The following is an 18,031-nucleotide window of genomic DNA, read 5'->3' on the forward strand; positions in this document are numbered from 1 at the left end:
CGGGCGATGGCTGTTCAGGAAAGCGTTGTGGTGACCGGCGTCGGCGCGCTCAGCCCGTTGGGCGGCGATGCCGGCGCGCTGTGGGACGCGCTGATGGCGGGCCGGTCCGGGGTGCGCCGGCTCGACGCCGGCTGGGCCGGTCAGGTGCCGGTCAGCCTGGCCGCGCCGGTGACCGCCGACCTGACGGACCGGCTCGGCCGGGTCCGCGCCCGGAGCCTGGACCGGGTACAGCAGATGGCACTGCTCGCGGCCGGCGAGGCCTGGTCCGACGCGGGCGCCCCGCTGGTGCCCCCGGAACGGTTCGCCGTGGTGTTCGGCTCGGGTGTGGGCGGCGTCATCACCCTGCTGAACCAGCATGACGTCCTGCGGGAGTCGGGATCGCGGCACATCTCGCCGCACAGCATCACCATGTTCATGCCCAACGGCGCCGCTACCGCGATCAGCCTGGCGCTCGGCGCTCGCGCCGCCGTCCACACCCCGGTCTCGGCGTGCGCGTCCGGTGCCGAGTCCATCGCCCTCGGCCTGGACGTCATCCGCACCGGACGGGCCGACGTGGTCGTCTGCGGCGGCGCGGAGGCGGCCATCCACCCGCTGCCCCTGGCCGCGTTCGACGCCATCCGGGCCCTGTCGCGGTATTCCGGCGCGCCCGAGGACGCCTCCCGCCCGTTCGACCGGGACCGGGACGGGTTCGTGCTGGGCGAGGGCGCGGGCGCGCTCGTCCTGGAGTCGGCGTCCCACGCGGCGGCGCGCGGGTGTCCGGCGTACGCCGAGCTGGCCGGCGCCGGGTACTCCGCCGACGCGTACCACGCGGTGCGGCCCGAACCGGGCGGCGACGGCGCGGCCCGCGCGATGCGTGCCGTCCTGCACGACGCCGGGGAGGACCCGGCCGCGGTGGTACACGTCAACGCCCATGCGACGGCCACCCCGCTGGGCGACCGCGCGGAGGCGGCCGCCCTCCGGGCCGTCCTTCCGGCCGCCGGCCGGGTTCCGGTCAGCGCCACGAAATCGATGACGGGTCACCTGCTCGGAGCCGCCGGCGCGGTGGAGGCGATCGTCACGGTGCTGTCGACGTGTGCCGGACGGGCGCCCGCGAGTCCCACGCTGCGCCGCCTCGACGACGACATCGACCTGGACGTCGTCCGGGACGGCCCGCGCACGCTGCGCCGCGGTCTGGCCCTGTCGAACTCGTTCGGGTTCGGCGGGCACAACGTCGCGCTCGCGTTCCGCCCGGCCGGCCCGCGCGGCCCGGAAAGATCCCTGCCGAACCGGTATTAGTCCGCCACCCGGGTGATCCGGAGAGCATGGATATCTTCGACCGCGCCCGCTCGTTCGACCTCGCACACGGCGCGCGCCAAGCGGGACTGTACCCATACTTCACCGCTTTCGACGGTCCGGACGCGACGACGGCCCGGCTGACCACGGGCGAGGACGTGGTGATGTGCGGGTCGAACAACTACCTCGGGCTGACCGCGGACCATCGCATCCGCGCGGCCGCCAAGGCCGCGATCGACCGGTACGGCACCTCCCGCACCGGCTCCCGGCTGCTCAACGGCAACACACCGCTGCACGACGAGTTGGAGCGGGAACTGGCCGACTTTCTCGGCATGCCGGCGGCGTTGGTGTTCGCGACCGGCTATCAGGCGAATCTCGGCGTGATCACCGGCTTGCTCGCCCGGGACGACGTCGTGCTCATCGATCGTGAGGCGCACGCCTCGATCTATGACGCGTGCAGCATGACGCCGGCGAAGGTGCGCCGGTTCCCGCACAACGACATGGACGCCCTCCGGCGCCGGCTGGCCGCCTGCACGGCCGAGGCCAGCACCCTGGTGGTCGTCGACGGCGTGTACTCGATGGCCGGGGACCTGTGCCCGCTGCCCCAGCTGGTGGAGCTCTGTGGTGAGTACGGCGCCCGCCTGCTGGTGGACGACGCGCACGGACTCGGCGTGCTGGCCGAGGGCCGGGGCACGCCGGCGCATTTCGGCCGGACGGCGGACGTCGACCTGCTCTCCATCACCTTCAGCAAGGCGCTGGCCTCGGTGGGCGGCGCGGTGCTCGGCTCGCCGGAGGTGATCGAATACCTTCGGCACCACGCGCGGAGCCAGATCTTCAGCGCCGCCGCGCCGCCGGCCAACATCGCCGCTGCCCTCGCTGCCCTGGACGTCCTGCGCAATGAGCCGTGGCTGTGCGAGCAGGCGCTGGCCAACGCGCAGTTCGTGCAGGGCGAACTGCACGATCTGGGCTACCACACCGTGCCGTCCGAGACGCCGATCATCTGCGTGCCGACGCTCGACGTCACCGCGACCGTGCTGGCCTGGCGGGCCCTGCTGGACGAGGGCGTGTACGTCAACGCCATCCTGCCACCGGCCGCGTCACCGCGGCTGCGGCTGAGCTTCACCGCGACGCACAGCCCCGAGCAGCTCAAGAAGGCGGTTTCCGCGTTCGCCGCGGTCCGCAAGCTGCTGCCCGTCGGAGCGGCCGACGACCTGGCCGCGGCGTCATGACGTCGATCGCGCCGGCGTCGCGCCGGCCGAACCTGATACTCGCGCTGGTATGTCAGGCGCTGTTCGTCGACTCGCTGCTGTACAGCGTCGCCGTGCCGGTCCTGCCCGGATACTCCCAGCGGCTCGGCGCGTCGGACTGGGCGATCGGCCTGCTGTTCGGCGCGTACGCGATCGGGCTGCTGGTGGCCTCGCCCGTGGCGGGCGCGGTGGTCGACCGGGTCGGCTTCCGCGTGCCGATGGTCGTGGGTTCGTTCGGCATCGCCGCGGCGACCCTGGTCTTCGCGCTCGGCGACCGGTACGAGTTGCTGTTGTCCGCCCGGATGATGCAGGGAGTCGGTGCCGCCGTGGTCTGGACGGCCGGGGTGGCGCTGATCGCCGACGTGGTCCCGGCGCGGCGGCTGGGCAGCGCGATGGGCGCGGCGATGGCCGTCACCTCGATCGGGCTGATTGTCGGACCGCCGCTGGGTGGCCTGATGGTCGAAGGGTTCGGACGGTCGGCGCCGTTTCTCACCACCGCGGCGGCGGCCCTGGTCAACGCCGTCCTGCAACTCGTCGTGCTGCCCACCGGGACGACGACCCGGCGCCGCGCACCGGGGCTGCCGTCGCTGCTGACCTACCGACCGGCGCTGATGGTGGCCGCGGCCGTGGCGCTCGGGTCGGCGGCGCTCACGTTCCTCGAACCCACCCTGCCGCTCGATCTCACCGTCCGGCTCGGGACCGGTGTGGCGGGAATCGGCATGGCGTTCGGCGTGGCGACCCTGCTGCATTCGGCGAGCGCGGTCGGCGTCGGCTGGCTGTCCGGACGGATCCGTTATCCGGTGCTCGCCGGCGCCGGCCTGATCCTGGCGGGTGCGGCGTTGCCGACACTGGTGCTGGCGAGCTCGCTGTACACGGTCACGCTCGGGCTCTGCGTGGTCGCCGTCGGACTGACCTTTGTCGTCGTACCGGCGCTGCCGGAACTCGCCGGTTACAGCGACCGGACCGGGGCGGGTCGCGGCGCGACCTATGCCCTGTTCAACGCCGCCTATGCCGTCGGCATGCTGGTGGGCCCGGTGGCCGGGGGTGTCGGGCTCAGCCTGGGCCGCGCCACGACCGTGTACGCGGCTGCCGGTATCACGGTCGCGATCGGCGGGTTCCTGGTCCTGGTCGAGGCCGCCGTCCCGTCGAATGCACGTCTCCTGCGCGTCGGCTCGGCGCGCTCCGGCCTTTCCCAGAACGAGGAGTGATCATGCCAACGACCAAGCTGGTGCTTCGGGCAGCGGAACTCTACCTGCGCGGCAGGCGCGCGGACCCGATCCCGGACTACGACCAGGCCAGTACGGGCTACGACGACTATTTCAGCGACGTCATGGGCCCGCACGGCATCGGCGCGCTCGACGAACTGCCGATCCGGCCCGGCGACCGGGTGGTGGAGCTGGCCTGCGGCACCGGGTACGTCACCGAGGCGGTGGCCAGGCGCCTCGGCGGAGCGGGCGCCATCCGGGCAGTGGACATGTCCGGTGGCATGCTCGCGGTGGCCCGCGACCGGTTGGACAAGTTTCGTGACTTAGACATAAGTCTCGAACAGGACGATATGCTGGCGTTCATCAAGCGGCAGGAAGACGCCAGCGCCGACGTCGTGGTCTGCGCCTGGGCGGTCTGCTACTCCCACCCGGCCCGGATCCTGCGACAGGTCGCCCGGATTCTGCGTCCCGATGGGCACGTGGTCATCATCGAAACCAAGGCGGACGCCCTCGACACGCTGCGCCACGCGCTGGAAGCGGTGCTGGCGAAGGACCCGTCGATGATGACGCGGGTGGTCCACGTGTCCCTGCCCAGCGGCCCGCAGGTGCTGCGTCGCTGGTTCGACCGGGCCGGCCTGCGGCCGCGGGTGCTGCGCGAGGGCGCGCAGGCGCTGCCCTGGGACACCGCCGAGCAGATGGTCGAGTGGGTGGAACGATCCGGGGCCGCGGCCGGCTTCCGGAACGCCGTCAAACCGTCCCGGCAGGACGAGGCGCGCGGCCTGCTGCACACCGAGCTGAGCAACCGCCTGACGGCCGATCCGGCGCTGCGGTTGCGGCACACGTTCGTGGTTGGCGTGGCCCAGCTGCCGTCCGGCCAGCCGCGGGGGCTGTCCGGAACCCGCCGGCCCGGTCGGCCAGCAGCAGAGGAGAATCTCCGTGACGAGCGTGCTGACCGGCGGTAACGGGCACCGGGGCGAGGCACCGCCCAACCGCTTCGACCGGGCCATGCTGGCCGGCGCCGGCTTCATCGTGCGATGGCACAAGGCCGTCATCCTCGGCTGGCTGATGGTGATCGTCGGCGCTACCCCGTTCGCCCTCAAGATGCCGGACGTCCTGAACCAGCAGGGGGCGTCGAAGGTCGTGGCGGGCACCGAGAGCGCGACGGCCGAGCGCCTCGCGACCGCGGCGTTCCCGCAACGATCCAGCCGCCAGGTCTTCGTCGTCGTCACGGCGTCCAATGTGTACGATCCCGCGGTCCGGCGGTTCCTCGCGGACCTCGACCGCAGGATCGCGGAGCGGATCGACACCGGCGAGTTCGTCGCGACCGTGTCGCCGTACACGGTGTACCGCGACATCACGGTCGCGTACCTGCGGCAGGCGCATACCGCGTTGCGCCGGCAGGCCGCCCGCCAGGCGCCCGCACCGGGCACCCTGGCGGCGGTGTGGCCGGCCGTCATCGACGGCGCGATCCGCGCCGGGCAGCTACCCGGTGAACTCCGCGCGCTGCTCACCCGGCTCGGCCCGGAGCTTCCCGACAACCTGGCCGGCGAGGCCGGCCGCTTCGCCGCCGCGACGAACTGGCTGCGCTTCCCGATCGCGGTGCCGCCGGAAACCGTCCGGTCGCTGATCTCCCGGGACGGCGACGCGAGCCTCGTCGCGGTGACCTTCGCCGACCGGCACGGACCGGATCCCGACGTGAGCTGGCTCCGCGAAACCGCCCGGGCGGGTGCGGGACAGTTCGGCAACGGTACCGGTGGACCGATCACCGTCCACGTCACGGGCGAGCTGCCCCTCATCGCGGACACGTACGAACGGGCCGAGGCGGACAACACCGTGATGGAGGTGGCCGCCTACCTCGTCATCGGCGTGGTGCTCCTGCTCTTCTTCCGGGCGATCGTCCCGGCCGTCCTGACCATGGTGCTGGTCGGCGCGGCCACGAATGTGAGCCAGGCGGCGCTCTGGGTGCTCGGCCACCACGTCAGCCTCACCCAGTTCACGGTCACCATCATGACGTTCGTGATGCTGGGTGCCGGCGTGGACTACAGCATGTTGCTCTCCTCGCGCTATCGCCAGCAGCGGGTCGCGGGACTGCCCGCCCGAGAAGCGATCGTCAAGGCCACCGCGAGCGCCGGCGAGAGCGTGCTGCTGGCCTCGGCAGCGGTCATCATCGCCTTCGGCGTCGCCCTCCTGTCGCCGGTCGAATGGGTGCCGCCCCTGGGCTACGGCGGCCTGGTCGGCATCCCCATCATCTTCCTCGCGGTACTGACCCTGACGCCCAGCCTGATCGCCCTGCTGGGCGACCGGTTCTTCGCGCTGGGCCATCGACCGATCAGCGACCTCGAGAACGAGGGCGGCCTGGCCCGCCAGCTCCGCAGGCTGTCGGCGGTGTCGCAGCACCACCGCCGGTCCGTGACCGTGCTGTTCCTGCTGGCCACCATTCCGTTCGCGTGGATCACCGCGACCGCGTCGCTGAGCGCGGATCCGGTGGCGCTCAGCGCGGACACCGACTCGCGGGACGGCTCCGAGGTGGTGACCCGCGAGTGGGGCAAGAGCGAGGCCTTCCCCACCTTCGTCGTCGGCCGGGCCGACAGCGCGGTGGCCGACGGCCCCCGGTTGCAGCCGGCCGGATACGAACGCGTGCAGGACCTCGCGGAGCAGCTGGCCGCGGTGCCGGGCGTCCAGCGCGTCGACGCGATCACCCAACCGTTCGGCCGGAACTGGAGTCCCGCCGACGTCGGTGCGATGCCGGCCGACCTGCGCCGGGACTTCCTGTCCGACGAGGGGGTGCTGCGCCTGGTCGTCGTCCTGCGCGACGACCCGTACTCCGACTCCGCGCGGCGGGCGGTGGACCAGGTCCGGTCCACGGTGGATCGGAGCCCGCTGGGCGACCTGGCGGTGGGTGGCTCGACCCTGGTCGACGACCAGTACGGCAAGGCACTCAGCCGCAGCTTCTGGCAACTGGTGCTGCTGGTCTCCGTCGCGGTGTCCCTGGTGCTGGTGGTCGCGCTCCGGTCGATCGCCATCCCGCTCCAGCTGGTGGCCACCATCATGATCAGCAACGTCTGGGCGGTCGGCGTGACCGCGCTGGTCTTCGACCGGCTGCGCGGCGAGGCCCTCATCAACGATCTGCCGGTCTTTCTGGTCATCCTCATGATGGGGCTGGGCATGGACTACGAGATCTTCCTGGTGACCCGCATCCGGGAACTGGTGAGGGAAGGCGCCGGCGACGAGGAATCGGTCGCCCGCGCGGTGGTCGACACCGGACGGGTGATCGCCGCCGCCGGGCTGGTGATGGCCGGCAGCCTCGGCGCCATGATGCTGTCGTCGACGCTCATGCTGCAGCAGTACGGCCTGGGCCTCGGCACCGCGGTGCTGCTCGACGCCACGCTGATCCGGATGCTGCTGGTGCCCGCCCTGTTGCTGCTGCTGCGCCGCTACAACTGGTGGATGCCACGACTCCGGCCGTGGCGGCGCCGCCCGCGCACGGCCACCGCCTGAGGCCGGGTGCGGACATGACACCGGCCATCGGCTCCCGGTACGTGGCGGCCCCGCTGTCGACCGCGGGCGGGTGCTTCGCCGTCCTGGCGGCGACCCGGATCGGCGGTGCCTACACCGCTGTGCTCATGGTGCTCTCCATGGCTCTGACGCCGGCGGTGCTGCTCCTCGCGCCCCGCCCGGACTGGGGCGCGATGGGCGTGTGCCGCAGCCGCTCCCGTCCGGCCCTGGGCCTCGGCGTCGGCCTGGTGCTGATCTCCTACGCGGTGGGTGTCATCGCGTCGTTCGCCGCCTTCGCCCGCACCGAGGACAACTGGCTGACCTGGATTCCCCGGTTGGCCGAGCAGCTCGTGCCCGGGCCGGTCGCGGTCCGGACCGCGGCGATGCTGGTCGTTCTCGGCATCGTCGTACCCGTGGCCGAGGAGCTGTGCTATCGAGGCTTCCTCTTCGACGCCGTCGGCAGGCGATTCGGCCCGCGCGCCGCTGTCGTCGTCACCAGTTGCGCCTGGACCGTCGTGCACCTCGGCGACTACGGGCTGAATCCGTACCACCCGATGGTGATCGTCAGCAGCTTCGGCTCCATCTTCCTGATGGGTCTCGCCCTCGGAATCACCCGCCTGCTCACCGGCTCGGTGGCCGCCTGCGTCATCGCCCAGGGCGTCGCCAACGTGGCTCTCTTCTCCGGGCTCCTGGCCCTACCCGGCTAGGTTCCGTCCGGAGATCATCGCCGTAACTCTTCCACGATTGCTGCATCCATCCGGACGGGTCCCCGCGAAGTACGGGTGGTGGCTGTCGTAGCCACCACCCGTCCCCGATCGGAAAGAGGCTCGAAGATGAGGTTCACCCGTCTCGGCAAGCAGGCCGCCGCCGTAGCCACCGCCGCGATCGTCGCTTCCGCCCTGGGCGCCGCCCCGGCCCAGGCGACCGGCAAGAAGCCCCTCAAAACCAAGTCCCTGGCCGCCGTTCTCACGGCGGACAAGAGCGGTTTCGACCGCAACGGGCACGACTACGACATCCTGACCGCGGCCGTGCAGGCGGTCCTGACGGCGAGGCCGGGCAGCAAGGTCGCGGTGCTCGCCGACGGCAAGACCCGGGTGACCGCCTTCCTGCCCAACGACCGGGCCTTCCAGCTGCTCGTCACGGACCTCACCAAGGCCAAGCGGCTGCCGGGCGAGCAGCAGGCGTTCACCGCGGTCGCCGGCCTCGGCATCGACACCGTCGAGACGGTGCTGCTGTACCACGTGGTGCCGGGCGCCACGATCACCAAGAAGGCCGCGCTGGCGTCCGACAACGCGAAGCTGGCAACCGCGGCCGGATCCACGATCAAGGTCGACGTGTACGGGCCGCGCTGGCACAAGCGCATCTCCCTGATCGACGCCGACCGCAGCGACCGCAATCCGCGCATCAACCGCTTCGACATCAACAAGGGCAACCGCCAGATCGCCCACGGCATCGACCGGGTCCTGCGCCCGGTCGACCTCCCCTGATCTCCACTCCTCAGCACGGCCCGGGCGTGCGCCAAGAACTCACGCCCGGGCCGTTCCCTCTCGTCCGGGTCATCGGCAGATCGGTCCCGTTCCCACCGGCGACGATCACCTCAGTGGCTGACCTTCAGGCCGATCACGCCACCGATGATCAGGACCAGGAAAAGGAGCTTCGGCGCCGAGATGCTCTCCGTACCGGTGGCCATCGCATAAGCGACGGTGAGCACGGCACCGATGCCCACCCATACCGCATAGGCGGTGCCGACCGGCAGCGTCCGCATCGCATACGCCAGGCCGGCCATGCTGGCGACAATCGCCACGCAGAATATCGCCGACGGGACCGGCCGGGTGAACCCCTGAGTTTTGCCCAGCGCCGTGGCCCAGACCGCTTCGAGCACACCGGACAGGACCAGAACCAGCCACGACATGAGAATCTCCCCGTGCCGTCTTGTCGCTGACCGGGTACGGCACCCTCGTCCGGGAGCAGGCTTCAGCTCTGCACCAAAAGTCACACATGCCGACTCTTCGCGCAATGTTACCTGGGCCACCATGACATTAACCACCGAACCGTGACGCCCCGGTCACGCAATGCCAGAAAATCTGCATTGACGGTGCCGCATGGCGTTCTCCCGGCCAAAGCTATGCTATTCGGAATGGAGGCATTCACGAGGTGCCTCATGACGTTTCAGGGGTGACCGCACCATGGCGAAGCAGATTGTCACGTTGCTGACCGACGACCTCGACGGCAGCGAGGCGGACCGCACGGTCGAATTCGGCGTCGACGGCGTGAACTACACCATCGACCTGTCCGAGAAGAACGCCGGAAAGCTGCGGAAGGCTCTCGATCCGTACCTGACGGCGGCGTCGCGGGTGGGCCGCAGCAGCACCGGCCGCATCGCCTCCCGCGGTACCGCGACGGCGTCGTCCGGTCGCGCGAACCGGGATCAGAACCAGGCCATCCGGGAATGGGCCGTCAAGAACGGCTACGAGGTTTCCGAGCGGGGCCGCATCCCCAGCTCGGTCGTCGAGGCGTTCCACCAGAAGCGCTGAACGGTCGCGGCCGCGAGGGCGCGTAGCGGCCCGGGCCGTCCGGTCGTGCGGCGGTCCGCGGCGGCCGCGCCCCGCCGCGCCGACCCTCCACCCGCGCCCGGATTCGACCACCGTCGAACGAGTTCCGCCACGGCCACGGTGGTCCCTAGCGTCACGGCATGGAATACACCCGCCTGGGCCGTACCGGCCTGTCCGTCAGCCGGCTGTGCGTCGGCACCATGAACTTCGGCTGGCAGATCGACGAGCGGCAGAGCCATGCGATCCTCGACCGGGCGGTCGAGGCCGGCCTCAATTTCGTGGACACCGCGAACATGTACGGCAGGGAGACCGGCGACGGCCTCAGCGAACGATTCATCGGCAGCTGGCTCGACCGGACCGGCCGGCGCGCGGACGTGGTTCTGGCGACCAAGGTGTACGCCCCGATGTCCGACCGCCCCAACGACCGTGGCCTCTCCGCCCGCCACATCATCGCGTCCTGCGAGGCGTCGCTGCGCCGCCTGCGGACCGACTGGATCGACCTGTTCCAGATGCATCACATCGACCGTCGTACCCCCTGGGCGGAGATCTGGCAGGCGATGGAGACCCTGGTGGTCCAGGGCAAGGTCCGCTACGTCGGATCGTCCAACTTCGCCGGTTGGCACCTCAGCCGCGCCCAGGCCGCCGCGGACCGCCGGCACTTTCTCGGTGTCGTGGCCGAGCAGTGCAAGTACAACCTGCTCACCCGGCACGCCGAGCTGGAGGTCCTGCCCGCGGCGGCCGATCTGGGCATCGGCATCCTGCCCTACTCACCGCTGCACTTCGGCGCACTCTCCGGCGCGCTGCGCAAACAACGCGACGGCGTGCCGGGACGCACGGTGCTCCACGCGCCGCAGCGGGTGGCACCGCACCGGGCGGCCCTCGAACGGTACGAGCGTCTCTGCGCCGACCTGGGGCAGGAGCCCACCACGGTCGCGATCGCCTGGCTGTTGTCCCGCCCCGAGGTGACCGCACCGGTCCTCGGACCGCGTACCCCGGAGCAACTCGACCTGCCCGTCGCGGCGTTCGGCAACCCGCTCACCGAGGAGACCCGCACCGCCCTCGACGAGATCTTCCCACCGGTCGGCAACGGCGGCCCGGCCCCGGAGGCCTGGGCGTGGTGACGGGCCGGCCGGCGGTCAGCCGGCCGGCGGCCGCCAGCGCCAGCTGAGTTCGGCCGGGGTGGGTGCCGCCGCGGCCGGCGTCCTCCCGTCGCGCAGGCCGTCGAGCAGGACGGTCAGGTACCGCCGCCGGAGTTCCCCGGTCCGCACCGGGTCCGGCACCCGGACGGCCGCGCACATCTCCAGCAGCATGGTGGCGTCGCCGCTGGTGGCGTCCGCGCGCATGGCGGGGTGGGCCCGCCGGAACAGCGCCTCGGCCAGTGCGCCCGCGCGCACCGCGTCGGCGTTCATCTCCTCGGTCGGCGTGAACGTGCCGGCCAGGTGCACGGTCAGGGAGTGGACGTCGGCGTCCACCACATCGCCGAGAAAGGTCTCGAAGGCGGTCCATCCGTCCGGAGCCGCGGCGGCGTGTTCGGCCGCGGCGATGAAGGTGCGCAGGCCGTCGTGGCAGAGGGTGCGCAGCAGGTCCTCCTTGCTCGGGTACCGGCGGTAGAGGGCGCTGATGCCGACGCCGGCGCGGTCGGCGACCGCGGAGATCGGTGCGCGGGGATCGGCCAGGAAGACCTCGCGTGCGGCGGAGAGGATCGCCTCGTGGTTGCGGGCCGCCTGCCGGGCGCGGCCGGATGTCGGGCTGGGCATGGACGCCAGGATAGCCGAACGGAACAAAGTATTCCGCTCCGGCGCCGGGACTGCTACGCTGAGGTCGAACGGAACGAAGTAGTCCGTTCCAGAAGACAGAGGAGCCCGGTCATGAGCGAGATCCGCCCCTTCCAGATCGCCGTCCCGCAGTCCGAGCTGGACGACCTGCGGGACCGGCTGACCCGCACCCGCTGGACACCGGAGATCCCCGGCCAGGGCTGGACCCGCGGCGTGCCCGTCGACTACCTGCGCGACCTCGCCACCTACTGGGCCGAGACCTACGACTGGCGCGCCGCCGAGGCCGCCCTCAACCGCCTCCCCCAGTTCGTCACGGAGGTCGACGGGCAGACCGTGCACTTCGCGCACCTCCGCTCGGCCGACCCGGCCGCGACGCCCCTGCTGATCAGCCACGACTGGCCCGGATCGTTCGCGCTCTACCTGCCGGTCGTCGACGCGCTGCGCGAGCACTTCCACCTGGTGCTGGTGAGCAACCCGGGCGTCGGCTTCTCGGGCCCGCTCACCACGGCGGGCTGGACCACGTCCCGTAGCGCGGCCGCCCTCAACGAGATCATGTCGAGGCTCGGTTACCGCACCTACGGCGTCCAGGGCACCGGGGGCGGCGCCGCGATCGCCGCCGAGATGGCCCGGCAGGCGCCGGACCGGGTGATCGGGATCCACGTCAACGGTCACCTCACGTTCCCGTCCGGCGACCCCGCGGACTTCGACGGCCTCACCGCCGCCGAGCAGGACCGGCTGCGCCGGCTCCAGGAGTTCCGCGACGACAAGATGGGCTTCAACGCCATCCAGTCGACCCGGCCGCAGACCCTCGCGTTCGGCCTGCACGACTCACCCGTGGGGCAACTCGCGTGGATCGTCGAGAAGTTCCAGGAGTGGACCGATCCGTCCGCCGCCCTGCCCGACGACGCCGTCGACCGCGACCTCCTGCTGACCAACGTCAGCCTCTACTGGTTCACCGGCACCGCCGGCTCCTCGGCCAACCTCTACTGGGAGACCGCTCACGACCCGGGCGCCTGGGCGCCGAAGGAGAAGTCCGCGGTCCCGCTCGGCGTCGCGCTCGGCGTCACCGACATCACCGTCCGGCGCTTCGCCGAACGGGACAACCCGGTCACCCACTGGACCGAACTGCCCGCCGGCGGCAACTTCCTGCCGGCCGAGCAACCCGCCCTCTTCGCCGAGGACGTCACCGCCTTCTTCCGGAGCCTCTGAACCTCGCGTCGACCAGGAACGGCGCCGGTCACGCGGACCGGCCGGCCGGTCGCGCCTCCCACCCGGGAGGCGCGACCGGCATTCCGGCGTCGTCCGGCCCACGGTCACAGCCGGATCAGGTCGGCGACCTCCTCGGGCAGGCCGGGTGAGGTCAGGACGTGTCCCATCCCGGGTACGACGTGCAGGACCGCGCCCGGAATCGCGGCGGCCACGGCCGCACCGTGTCCGAGCGGATAGATCGGGTCCTGGTCGCCGTGCACGACCGAGGTCGGCGCGGTGATCGACGACAGCGGGGCGCGCAGGCTGGGGTCTTCCCGCCAGACGGCCCGGTGATGGTTCGCCGCGGCCGCCGGATCGGTGGCCCGGGACAGCGCCAGTTCCAGCATCGCCCGGGCGGCCGGCTCGTCGAACGGCCGGACCGGCCCGTTGAAGACCCGGAACAGGGCCACGTCGGACTCCACACCCGGCGGCAGGCCGGCGGCCAGATGCGCGAGGAACTCCGGCGACGGCGGCGGCAGGTCGTCCGGGTCGGGCGGCTCCCCGGCCCGCGCCCGGGCCCGCGCCGGGCCCGGATCATGGCCCATCGGTGAGCTGGACAGCACCGTCAGGGACCGCACCCGGTCCGGCGCGTGCACACCCAGCCACTGCGCGATCATTCCGCCCAGGGAGGCCCCGGCCACGTGCGCGGAGTCCAGTCCGTAGCCGTCCAGCACGGCCAGGCAGTCGCGGGCCATGTCCCCGATCGTGTACGGATCGGCATCGAAGTCGACGACGCTGGACCGGCCGGTGTCCCGGTGATCGAACCGGATCACCTGCACCCCCCGCTCGACCAGCCGGCCGACCAGCTCGTCCGGGCAACTGACCCCCTGGGCGGCCGACCCCATGACCATCAGGACCGCGGGACGCCCGGGGTCGCCGACCCGCTCGGTCCAGATCCGCAACGGCCCGGAGGCCACGAACCGCTCGTGCGCATCCACCATGGCGGCACGGTAGCGGCCACCCGTTGCCGGCGCCCGGCATTTACCCGCGACCCGCCGCCGCCCGGCACCGTCCGCCTGCCGCCCAGCACGCCCGCCGCCACCGCCCGCCCGGCACGCCCGCCACCGCCCGCCCGGCACGCCCGCCACCGCCCGCCGCCCGCCACCGTCCGGCACCGCCCGCCGCCCGGCACCGCCCGCCGCCCGCCATCGTCATCGCCGTGCCGCCCTCCCACCGTCGGGGACGCACTCACCCCGTGGAGCCATCAACATGGAGCCAGTCCGCTAGAATTGCTCCATGTCAATTGCTCCACGGCCGAGGCGCCGGGCCCGCGGTGAGATCGAGCGGCTCCCGAGCGGATCGCTCCGGGTCCGGGTGTACGACGGCCTGGACCCGGTGTCGAGGAAGCGGCGCTACCTGGTCGAGACGGTCCCGGCCGGGCCGGCCGTCGACCGCGAGGCGGCGGCGGTCCGCGACCGCCTGCTGGCCGAGGTCGCGGGACGCCGGAGCCACCGGCGGGCGGGCGCCGCCGGACCCGGCGGCGCGGCCGCCTCGACCGGCGACGGGGAGCCGGCCAGCGGCCCGCGGCGGGGGCGGCGCCGGGGCGAACTCACCGTCGCCGCGGTGGCGCGGATCGCGGGCGTGTCCGCGGCCACCGTGTCCAAGGTGCTGAACGGGCGGGCCGGGGTGGCACCGGAGACCCGTCAGCGGGTCGAGGCGCTGCTGCGCGAGCACGGCTACCAGCGCCCGGAGATGGTGCAGCGGACCCCGGGCGTCGAGGTGGTCTTCTTCGGCATGCAGAACGACCTCGCCGTCGAGATCATGCACGGGGTCGAGCAGGTCGCCGCGGAGAACCAGCTGGCGGTGAGTTTCCTCGACGTGATGCGGCAGATCTCCGCCGGTCATTCGTGGGCCGAGAGCCTGCTCCGCCGCCGCCCGACCGGCGTGATCACGGTCAACCTGGGCTTCACCCCGGCGCAGCAGTTCCTGCTGCGCGCCGGCGCGATCCCGCTGGTCGCCCTGGATCCGTCGGATCAGCCGATGGGTGGCGTGCCGTCGGTGGTGGCGACCAACTGGAGCGGCGGGATCGACGCCGCCCGGCACCTGATCGATCTCGGCCACCGGCGGATTGCGGTGATCACCGGGCCGACCGAGCGACTGGCCGCGAAGGCCCGGCTGGAGGGAGTCCGGACCGCGCTGGAGGCCGCCGGCCGGGCCCTGGACGTCCGGTTGCTGCGCTCCGGCCTGTCGTTCTCCTTCGAGGACGGCCTGAACCACGGGCGCGAACTGCTGCGGCTGGCCGACCGCCCGACCGCCGTGGTGTGCGGCAACGACCTGCAGGCGTTCGGCGTGTACGAGGCGGCGCGGCAGGTGGGACTGCGTGTCCCGGACGACCTGAGTGTGATCGGTTTCGACGACATCGCGTACGCCCAATGGTGTGGCCCGGCCCTGACCACCGTGCGGCAGCCGTTCGCCGAGATGGGCGCGACCGCCGCCCGCCTGGTGCTGGCGCTCGCGGCCGGGCACCCGCTCCGGCAGACCCGGGCCGAGGTCGAGACCACCCTGATCGTCCGGGAGAGCACCGCGCCTCCGGGCGCAAGCTGAACGTTTCCTTGCGGAGAGGGATCGGTTCTGCGAGTCTGGGATCGACATTCGTCCATCCCCGGGACCCCGTCAACTCCCCCGCATCCCCAGGAGACAAGCAATGACCGGATTCAGATCGGCCAGGATCGGGTTGTCGGTCGCCGGCGTCGCCGTGCTGGCCTCGGCGGCGGTCGGTGTGGCGCTGCCGGCGGGCGCGGCGGCCGCCGGCTGCTCGGTGACGTATGCCGTGTCGTCGCAATGGCAGGGCGGGTTCGGCGCCAACGTCTCGATCACCAACCTCGGCGACCCGCTGACCGGCTGGACCCTGACCTGGTCGTGGCCGGCCGGGCAGAGCGTGACGCAGGCGTGGAACACCACCCTGACCCAGAGCGGCGCCGCGGTGACCGCCAGGAACGTGAGCTACAACGGCGCGATCGGCACCAACGCGTCGGTCGCGTTCGGCCTCAACGGTTCATGGACCGGCAGCAACCCGGCCCCGTCCGGCTTCGCGCTCAACGGCGTGGCCTGCACCGGCGCACCCGTGACGTCGACACCGTCGACACCGTCGGCGCCGCCGTCCGCGCCGCCCGAGCCGCCGACCGGCACCTGCGCCCTGCCCTCGACGTACCGCTGGACGTCGACGGGTCCGCTGGCGAATCCGAAGTCCGGCTGGGTCTCGCTGAAGGACTTCACCAACGTCGTCTACAACGGCCGGCACCTGGTCTACGGATCGCGGGTCGACACCGCCGGGAACTACGGCTCGATGAACTTCACCCCGTTCACGAACTGGTCCGAGATGGCGACGACCGGCCAGAACGCGATGAGCCAGGGCACCGTGGCACCCACGCTGTTCCACTTCGCCCCGAAGAACATCTGGATTCTGGCGTACCAGTGGGGGCCGACCTCGTTCAGCTACAAGACCTCCACCGACCCGACCAACGCCAACGGCTGGTCCGCGCCGCAGACGCTGTTCACCGGCACCATCTCGGACGCGCCGTACGGGGTGATCGACCAGACGCTGATCGGTGACGACCAGAACATGTACCTGTTCTTCGCCGGCGACAACGGGAAGATCTACCGGGCCAGCATGCCGATCGGCAACTTCCCCGGCAGCTTCGGCGCCTCGTACACCACGATCATGACCGACACCCGGGAGAACCTGTTCGAGGGCGTCGAGGTCTACAAGCTGCAGGGCCAGAACCAGTACCTGATGCTGGTCGAGGCGATCGGCAGCCAGGGCCGCTACTTCCGCTCGTTCACCTCGTCCAGCCTGAACGGCACCTGGACCCCGCAGGCCGCGACCGAGCGCAACCCGTTCGCCGGCAAGGCCAACAGCGGTGCCACCTGGACCAACGACATCAGCCACGGTGACCTGGTCCGCAGCAACCCGGACCAGACCAAGACGGTCGACCCGTGCAACCTGCAACTGCTCTATCAGGGCAAGGACCCGAACGCCGGCGGGGAGTACAACCTCCTGCCGTGGCGGCCGGGCCTGCTCACCCTGCAGCGGTAGCGGCGGAGCACCGACCACGGGCGGGCCGGTACAGGCCGGCCCGCCCGTGGTCATCCGGCCGGGACGACGCCGCCGGACCACGGCTATCCGTGGTTCACCAGGCTGACCCCGATCGGCGTGAGGCTGTGGTGGACGGCGTTGCGGTGCCGCCGGCTGGCCACCAGGCCGGCCGCGCGCAGCACGGTGGCGTGTTCGCTCGCCGAGGCGTTGGAGATGCCCAGCGAGCGCGCCAGCTCCGAGGTCGTGCAGCCGTTGGCGATGGTCTCCAGAACCTGGGCGCGGGTCCGGCCCAGCAACGCGGCCAGCCGTGCGCCCAGCACGCCGGACGCGGTGGCCGGCCAGATCGTCTCCAGCCGGTCCTGCGCGTCGGCCGGCGGGAGGTGCAGGACCGGAGGTGCGGCCTCGTCGGCGAGATCCCAGGTCATCCTGGGCTCCAGGTCGAAGAATGCGGGCGCCAGGACGACGCCTCGGCCGTCCAGGTACCGATCCGGGTCGCGCACGATCGTCGACGGCGTCGGCAACTCCAGGATCGGCGGGTCCCACCGGATCGACGGGTGCAGCGAACGCAGGAGCTGGTGCACGCCACCCTCGACGAAGGCACGGGCGTAGGCCGAACGACGCGCGGCGTAGTGGGCGTTGATCCGTGTCCAGTATGGAGCGACGCAGGAATCGTAGGCGGCACGGAGGCTCGAGTCCAGGAGGTCCCGCGCCTCCGCGTCCGCGGCGGTCAGGCCGGCGGCCCACGACCGCAGGGGCCGGGCCCGGTCGGCGTACCGCGCTTCGACCCGCAGATCGTCGGCCGGGCACGCGCGGAGGTTCTCCAGGGCCTGGTCCAGCGAGTGTGCCGGTCCCCCGCTGAGCGTGAACAGGTCCAGCGAGATGCACCGGGCCGCGGGTATCAGGGCGCCGAGCATCCGGGCCGCCGGTTCCAGCTGGGCCCGGGTCCGCTCCCGCCACCCCTCGAAGAACACCGCGGACTCGGGGCGCTGCAGCAGCCAGATGGCACAGGCGGTCTCGTCCACCGGTCCGACCGCCGCGATGCGCGTACGCGTCAGATCGTCCGCCGTGAAATGAACCCGCAGCATGGGACCTTCCCAGGAACGGTTCGGCCTGCCCGTCGAGCACCATCGTCGCCGCTGTCCGCCGTCGCCGCCAACCAATTTGCCCGTGTTCGGCGAGGACCGAAAGTCGTCGACGCCGG

16 protein-coding genes and 1 riboswitch are annotated in these 18,031 nt (G+C 71.9%); of the genes, 12 read left to right on the plus strand and 4 right to left on the minus strand.

Annotated features, from left to right (window positions below):
* Nucleotides 1–6 precede the first annotated feature (6 nt).
* The 7 genes from LDL48_RS00690 to LDL48_RS00720 all read left to right on the plus strand — a co-directional run bounded on the left by LDL48_RS00690 (nucleotide 7) and on the right by LDL48_RS00720 (nucleotide 8,706).
* Complete coding sequence (locus tag LDL48_RS00690; protein WP_225252956.1) at nucleotides 7–1,275, plus strand: beta-ketoacyl-[acyl-carrier-protein] synthase family protein; 1,269 nt, start codon at nucleotides 7–9, stop codon at nucleotides 1,273–1,275.
* Nucleotides 1,276–1,301: 26 nt separating this feature from the next.
* A complete protein-coding gene (locus LDL48_RS00695; protein ID WP_225252957.1) occupies nucleotides 1,302–2,501 on the plus strand; it encodes an aminotransferase class I/II-fold pyridoxal phosphate-dependent enzyme in 1,200 nt (399 codons plus the stop codon).
* Nucleotides 2,498–3,727: an MFS transporter gene (locus tag LDL48_RS00700; RefSeq protein WP_225252958.1), complete on the plus strand. Its 1,230-nt coding sequence runs from the start codon at nucleotides 2,498–2,500 to the stop codon at nucleotides 3,725–3,727. The genes LDL48_RS00695 and LDL48_RS00700 overlap by 4 nt, the downstream gene beginning before the upstream one ends.
* Nucleotides 3,728–3,729: 2 nt before the next feature.
* Nucleotides 3,730–4,686 (plus strand): class I SAM-dependent methyltransferase, encoded by a 957-nt coding sequence (locus tag LDL48_RS00705; protein ID WP_225252959.1) that lies wholly within the window; start codon nucleotides 3,730–3,732, stop codon nucleotides 4,684–4,686.
* Complete coding sequence (locus LDL48_RS00710) at nucleotides 4,661–7,222, plus strand: MMPL family transporter (RefSeq protein ID WP_225252960.1); 2,562 nt, start codon at nucleotides 4,661–4,663, stop codon at nucleotides 7,220–7,222. Before LDL48_RS00705 ends, LDL48_RS00710 begins: the two co-directional genes overlap by 26 nt.
* 14 nt (nucleotides 7,223–7,236) lie before the next feature.
* Nucleotides 7,237–7,926, plus strand: a complete 690-nt coding sequence (locus LDL48_RS00715) for a CPBP family intramembrane glutamic endopeptidase (RefSeq protein WP_225252961.1) — start codon at nucleotides 7,237–7,239, stop codon at nucleotides 7,924–7,926.
* A 126-nt stretch (nucleotides 7,927–8,052) separates the two neighbouring features.
* A complete protein-coding gene (locus LDL48_RS00720; RefSeq protein WP_225252962.1) occupies nucleotides 8,053–8,706 on the plus strand; it encodes a fasciclin domain-containing protein in 654 nt (217 codons plus the stop codon).
* 110 nt (nucleotides 8,707–8,816) lie between these two features.
* Here LDL48_RS00720 and LDL48_RS00725 read toward each other — a convergent pair whose 3' ends face one another.
* Nucleotides 8,817–9,131 (minus strand): DMT family transporter, encoded by a 315-nt coding sequence (locus tag LDL48_RS00725; protein ID WP_225252963.1) that lies wholly within the window; start codon nucleotides 9,129–9,131, stop codon nucleotides 8,817–8,819.
* A gap of 9 nt (nucleotides 9,132–9,140) precedes the next feature.
* Nucleotides 9,141–9,208: riboswitch (guanidine-III (ykkC-III) riboswitch) on the minus strand.
* Nucleotides 9,209–9,405: 197 nt separating this feature from the next.
* Here LDL48_RS00725 and LDL48_RS00730 point away from each other — a divergent pair.
* The gene (locus tag LDL48_RS00730) at nucleotides 9,406–9,753 is read left to right on the plus strand and encodes a histone-like nucleoid-structuring protein Lsr2 (RefSeq protein ID WP_225252964.1); all 348 of its coding nucleotides are present in this window, start codon (nucleotides 9,406–9,408) and stop codon (nucleotides 9,751–9,753) included.
* 158 nt (nucleotides 9,754–9,911) lie between these two features.
* The gene (locus tag LDL48_RS00735; RefSeq protein ID WP_225252965.1) at nucleotides 9,912–10,892 is read left to right on the plus strand and encodes an aldo/keto reductase; all 981 of its coding nucleotides are present in this window, start codon (nucleotides 9,912–9,914) and stop codon (nucleotides 10,890–10,892) included.
* 15 nt (nucleotides 10,893–10,907) lie between these two features.
* Here the strand turns inward: LDL48_RS00735 and LDL48_RS00740 are convergent, their stop codons facing one another.
* A complete protein-coding gene (locus LDL48_RS00740; protein ID WP_225252966.1) occupies nucleotides 10,908–11,528 on the minus strand; it encodes a TetR/AcrR family transcriptional regulator in 621 nt (206 codons plus the stop codon).
* 111 nt (nucleotides 11,529–11,639) lie between these two features.
* Here LDL48_RS00740 and LDL48_RS00745 point away from each other — a divergent pair, with 111 nt between their 5' ends.
* On the plus strand, nucleotides 11,640–12,755 hold the full coding sequence (locus LDL48_RS00745; RefSeq protein WP_225252967.1) for an epoxide hydrolase family protein: 1,116 nt from the start codon (nucleotides 11,640–11,642) through the stop codon (nucleotides 12,753–12,755).
* 104 nt (nucleotides 12,756–12,859) lie between these two features.
* Here the strand turns inward: LDL48_RS00745 and LDL48_RS00750 are convergent, their stop codons facing one another.
* Nucleotides 12,860–13,735, minus strand: coding sequence for an alpha/beta fold hydrolase (locus LDL48_RS00750; protein ID WP_225252968.1), 876 nt, complete (start codon nucleotides 13,733–13,735; stop codon nucleotides 12,860–12,862).
* Between the two features lie 295 nt (nucleotides 13,736–14,030).
* Here LDL48_RS00750 and LDL48_RS00755 point away from each other — a divergent pair, with 295 nt between their 5' ends.
* Nucleotides 14,031–15,338 carry a LacI family DNA-binding transcriptional regulator gene (locus LDL48_RS00755; protein WP_225252969.1) on the plus strand — a complete coding sequence of 436 codons (1,308 nt, stop codon included), beginning with the start codon at nucleotides 14,031–14,033 and terminating at the stop codon, nucleotides 15,336–15,338.
* A 100-nt stretch (nucleotides 15,339–15,438) separates the two neighbouring features.
* Nucleotides 15,439–16,830, plus strand: a complete 1,392-nt coding sequence (locus LDL48_RS00760; protein WP_225252970.1) for a non-reducing end alpha-L-arabinofuranosidase family hydrolase — start codon at nucleotides 15,439–15,441, stop codon at nucleotides 16,828–16,830.
* Between the two features lie 83 nt (nucleotides 16,831–16,913).
* Here the strand turns inward: LDL48_RS00760 and LDL48_RS00765 are convergent, their stop codons facing one another.
* Nucleotides 16,914–17,915, minus strand: a complete 1,002-nt coding sequence (locus LDL48_RS00765) for an ArsR/SmtB family transcription factor (protein ID WP_225252971.1) — start codon at nucleotides 17,913–17,915, stop codon at nucleotides 16,914–16,916.
* Nucleotides 17,916–18,031: the final 116 nt, after the last annotated feature.

Origin of the sequence: Jidongwangia harbinensis (assembly GCF_020216025.1) — a bacterium.
In the GTDB taxonomy this organism is placed as follows: Bacteria; Actinomycetota; Actinomycetes; order Mycobacteriales; family Micromonosporaceae; genus Actinoplanes; species Actinoplanes harbinensis.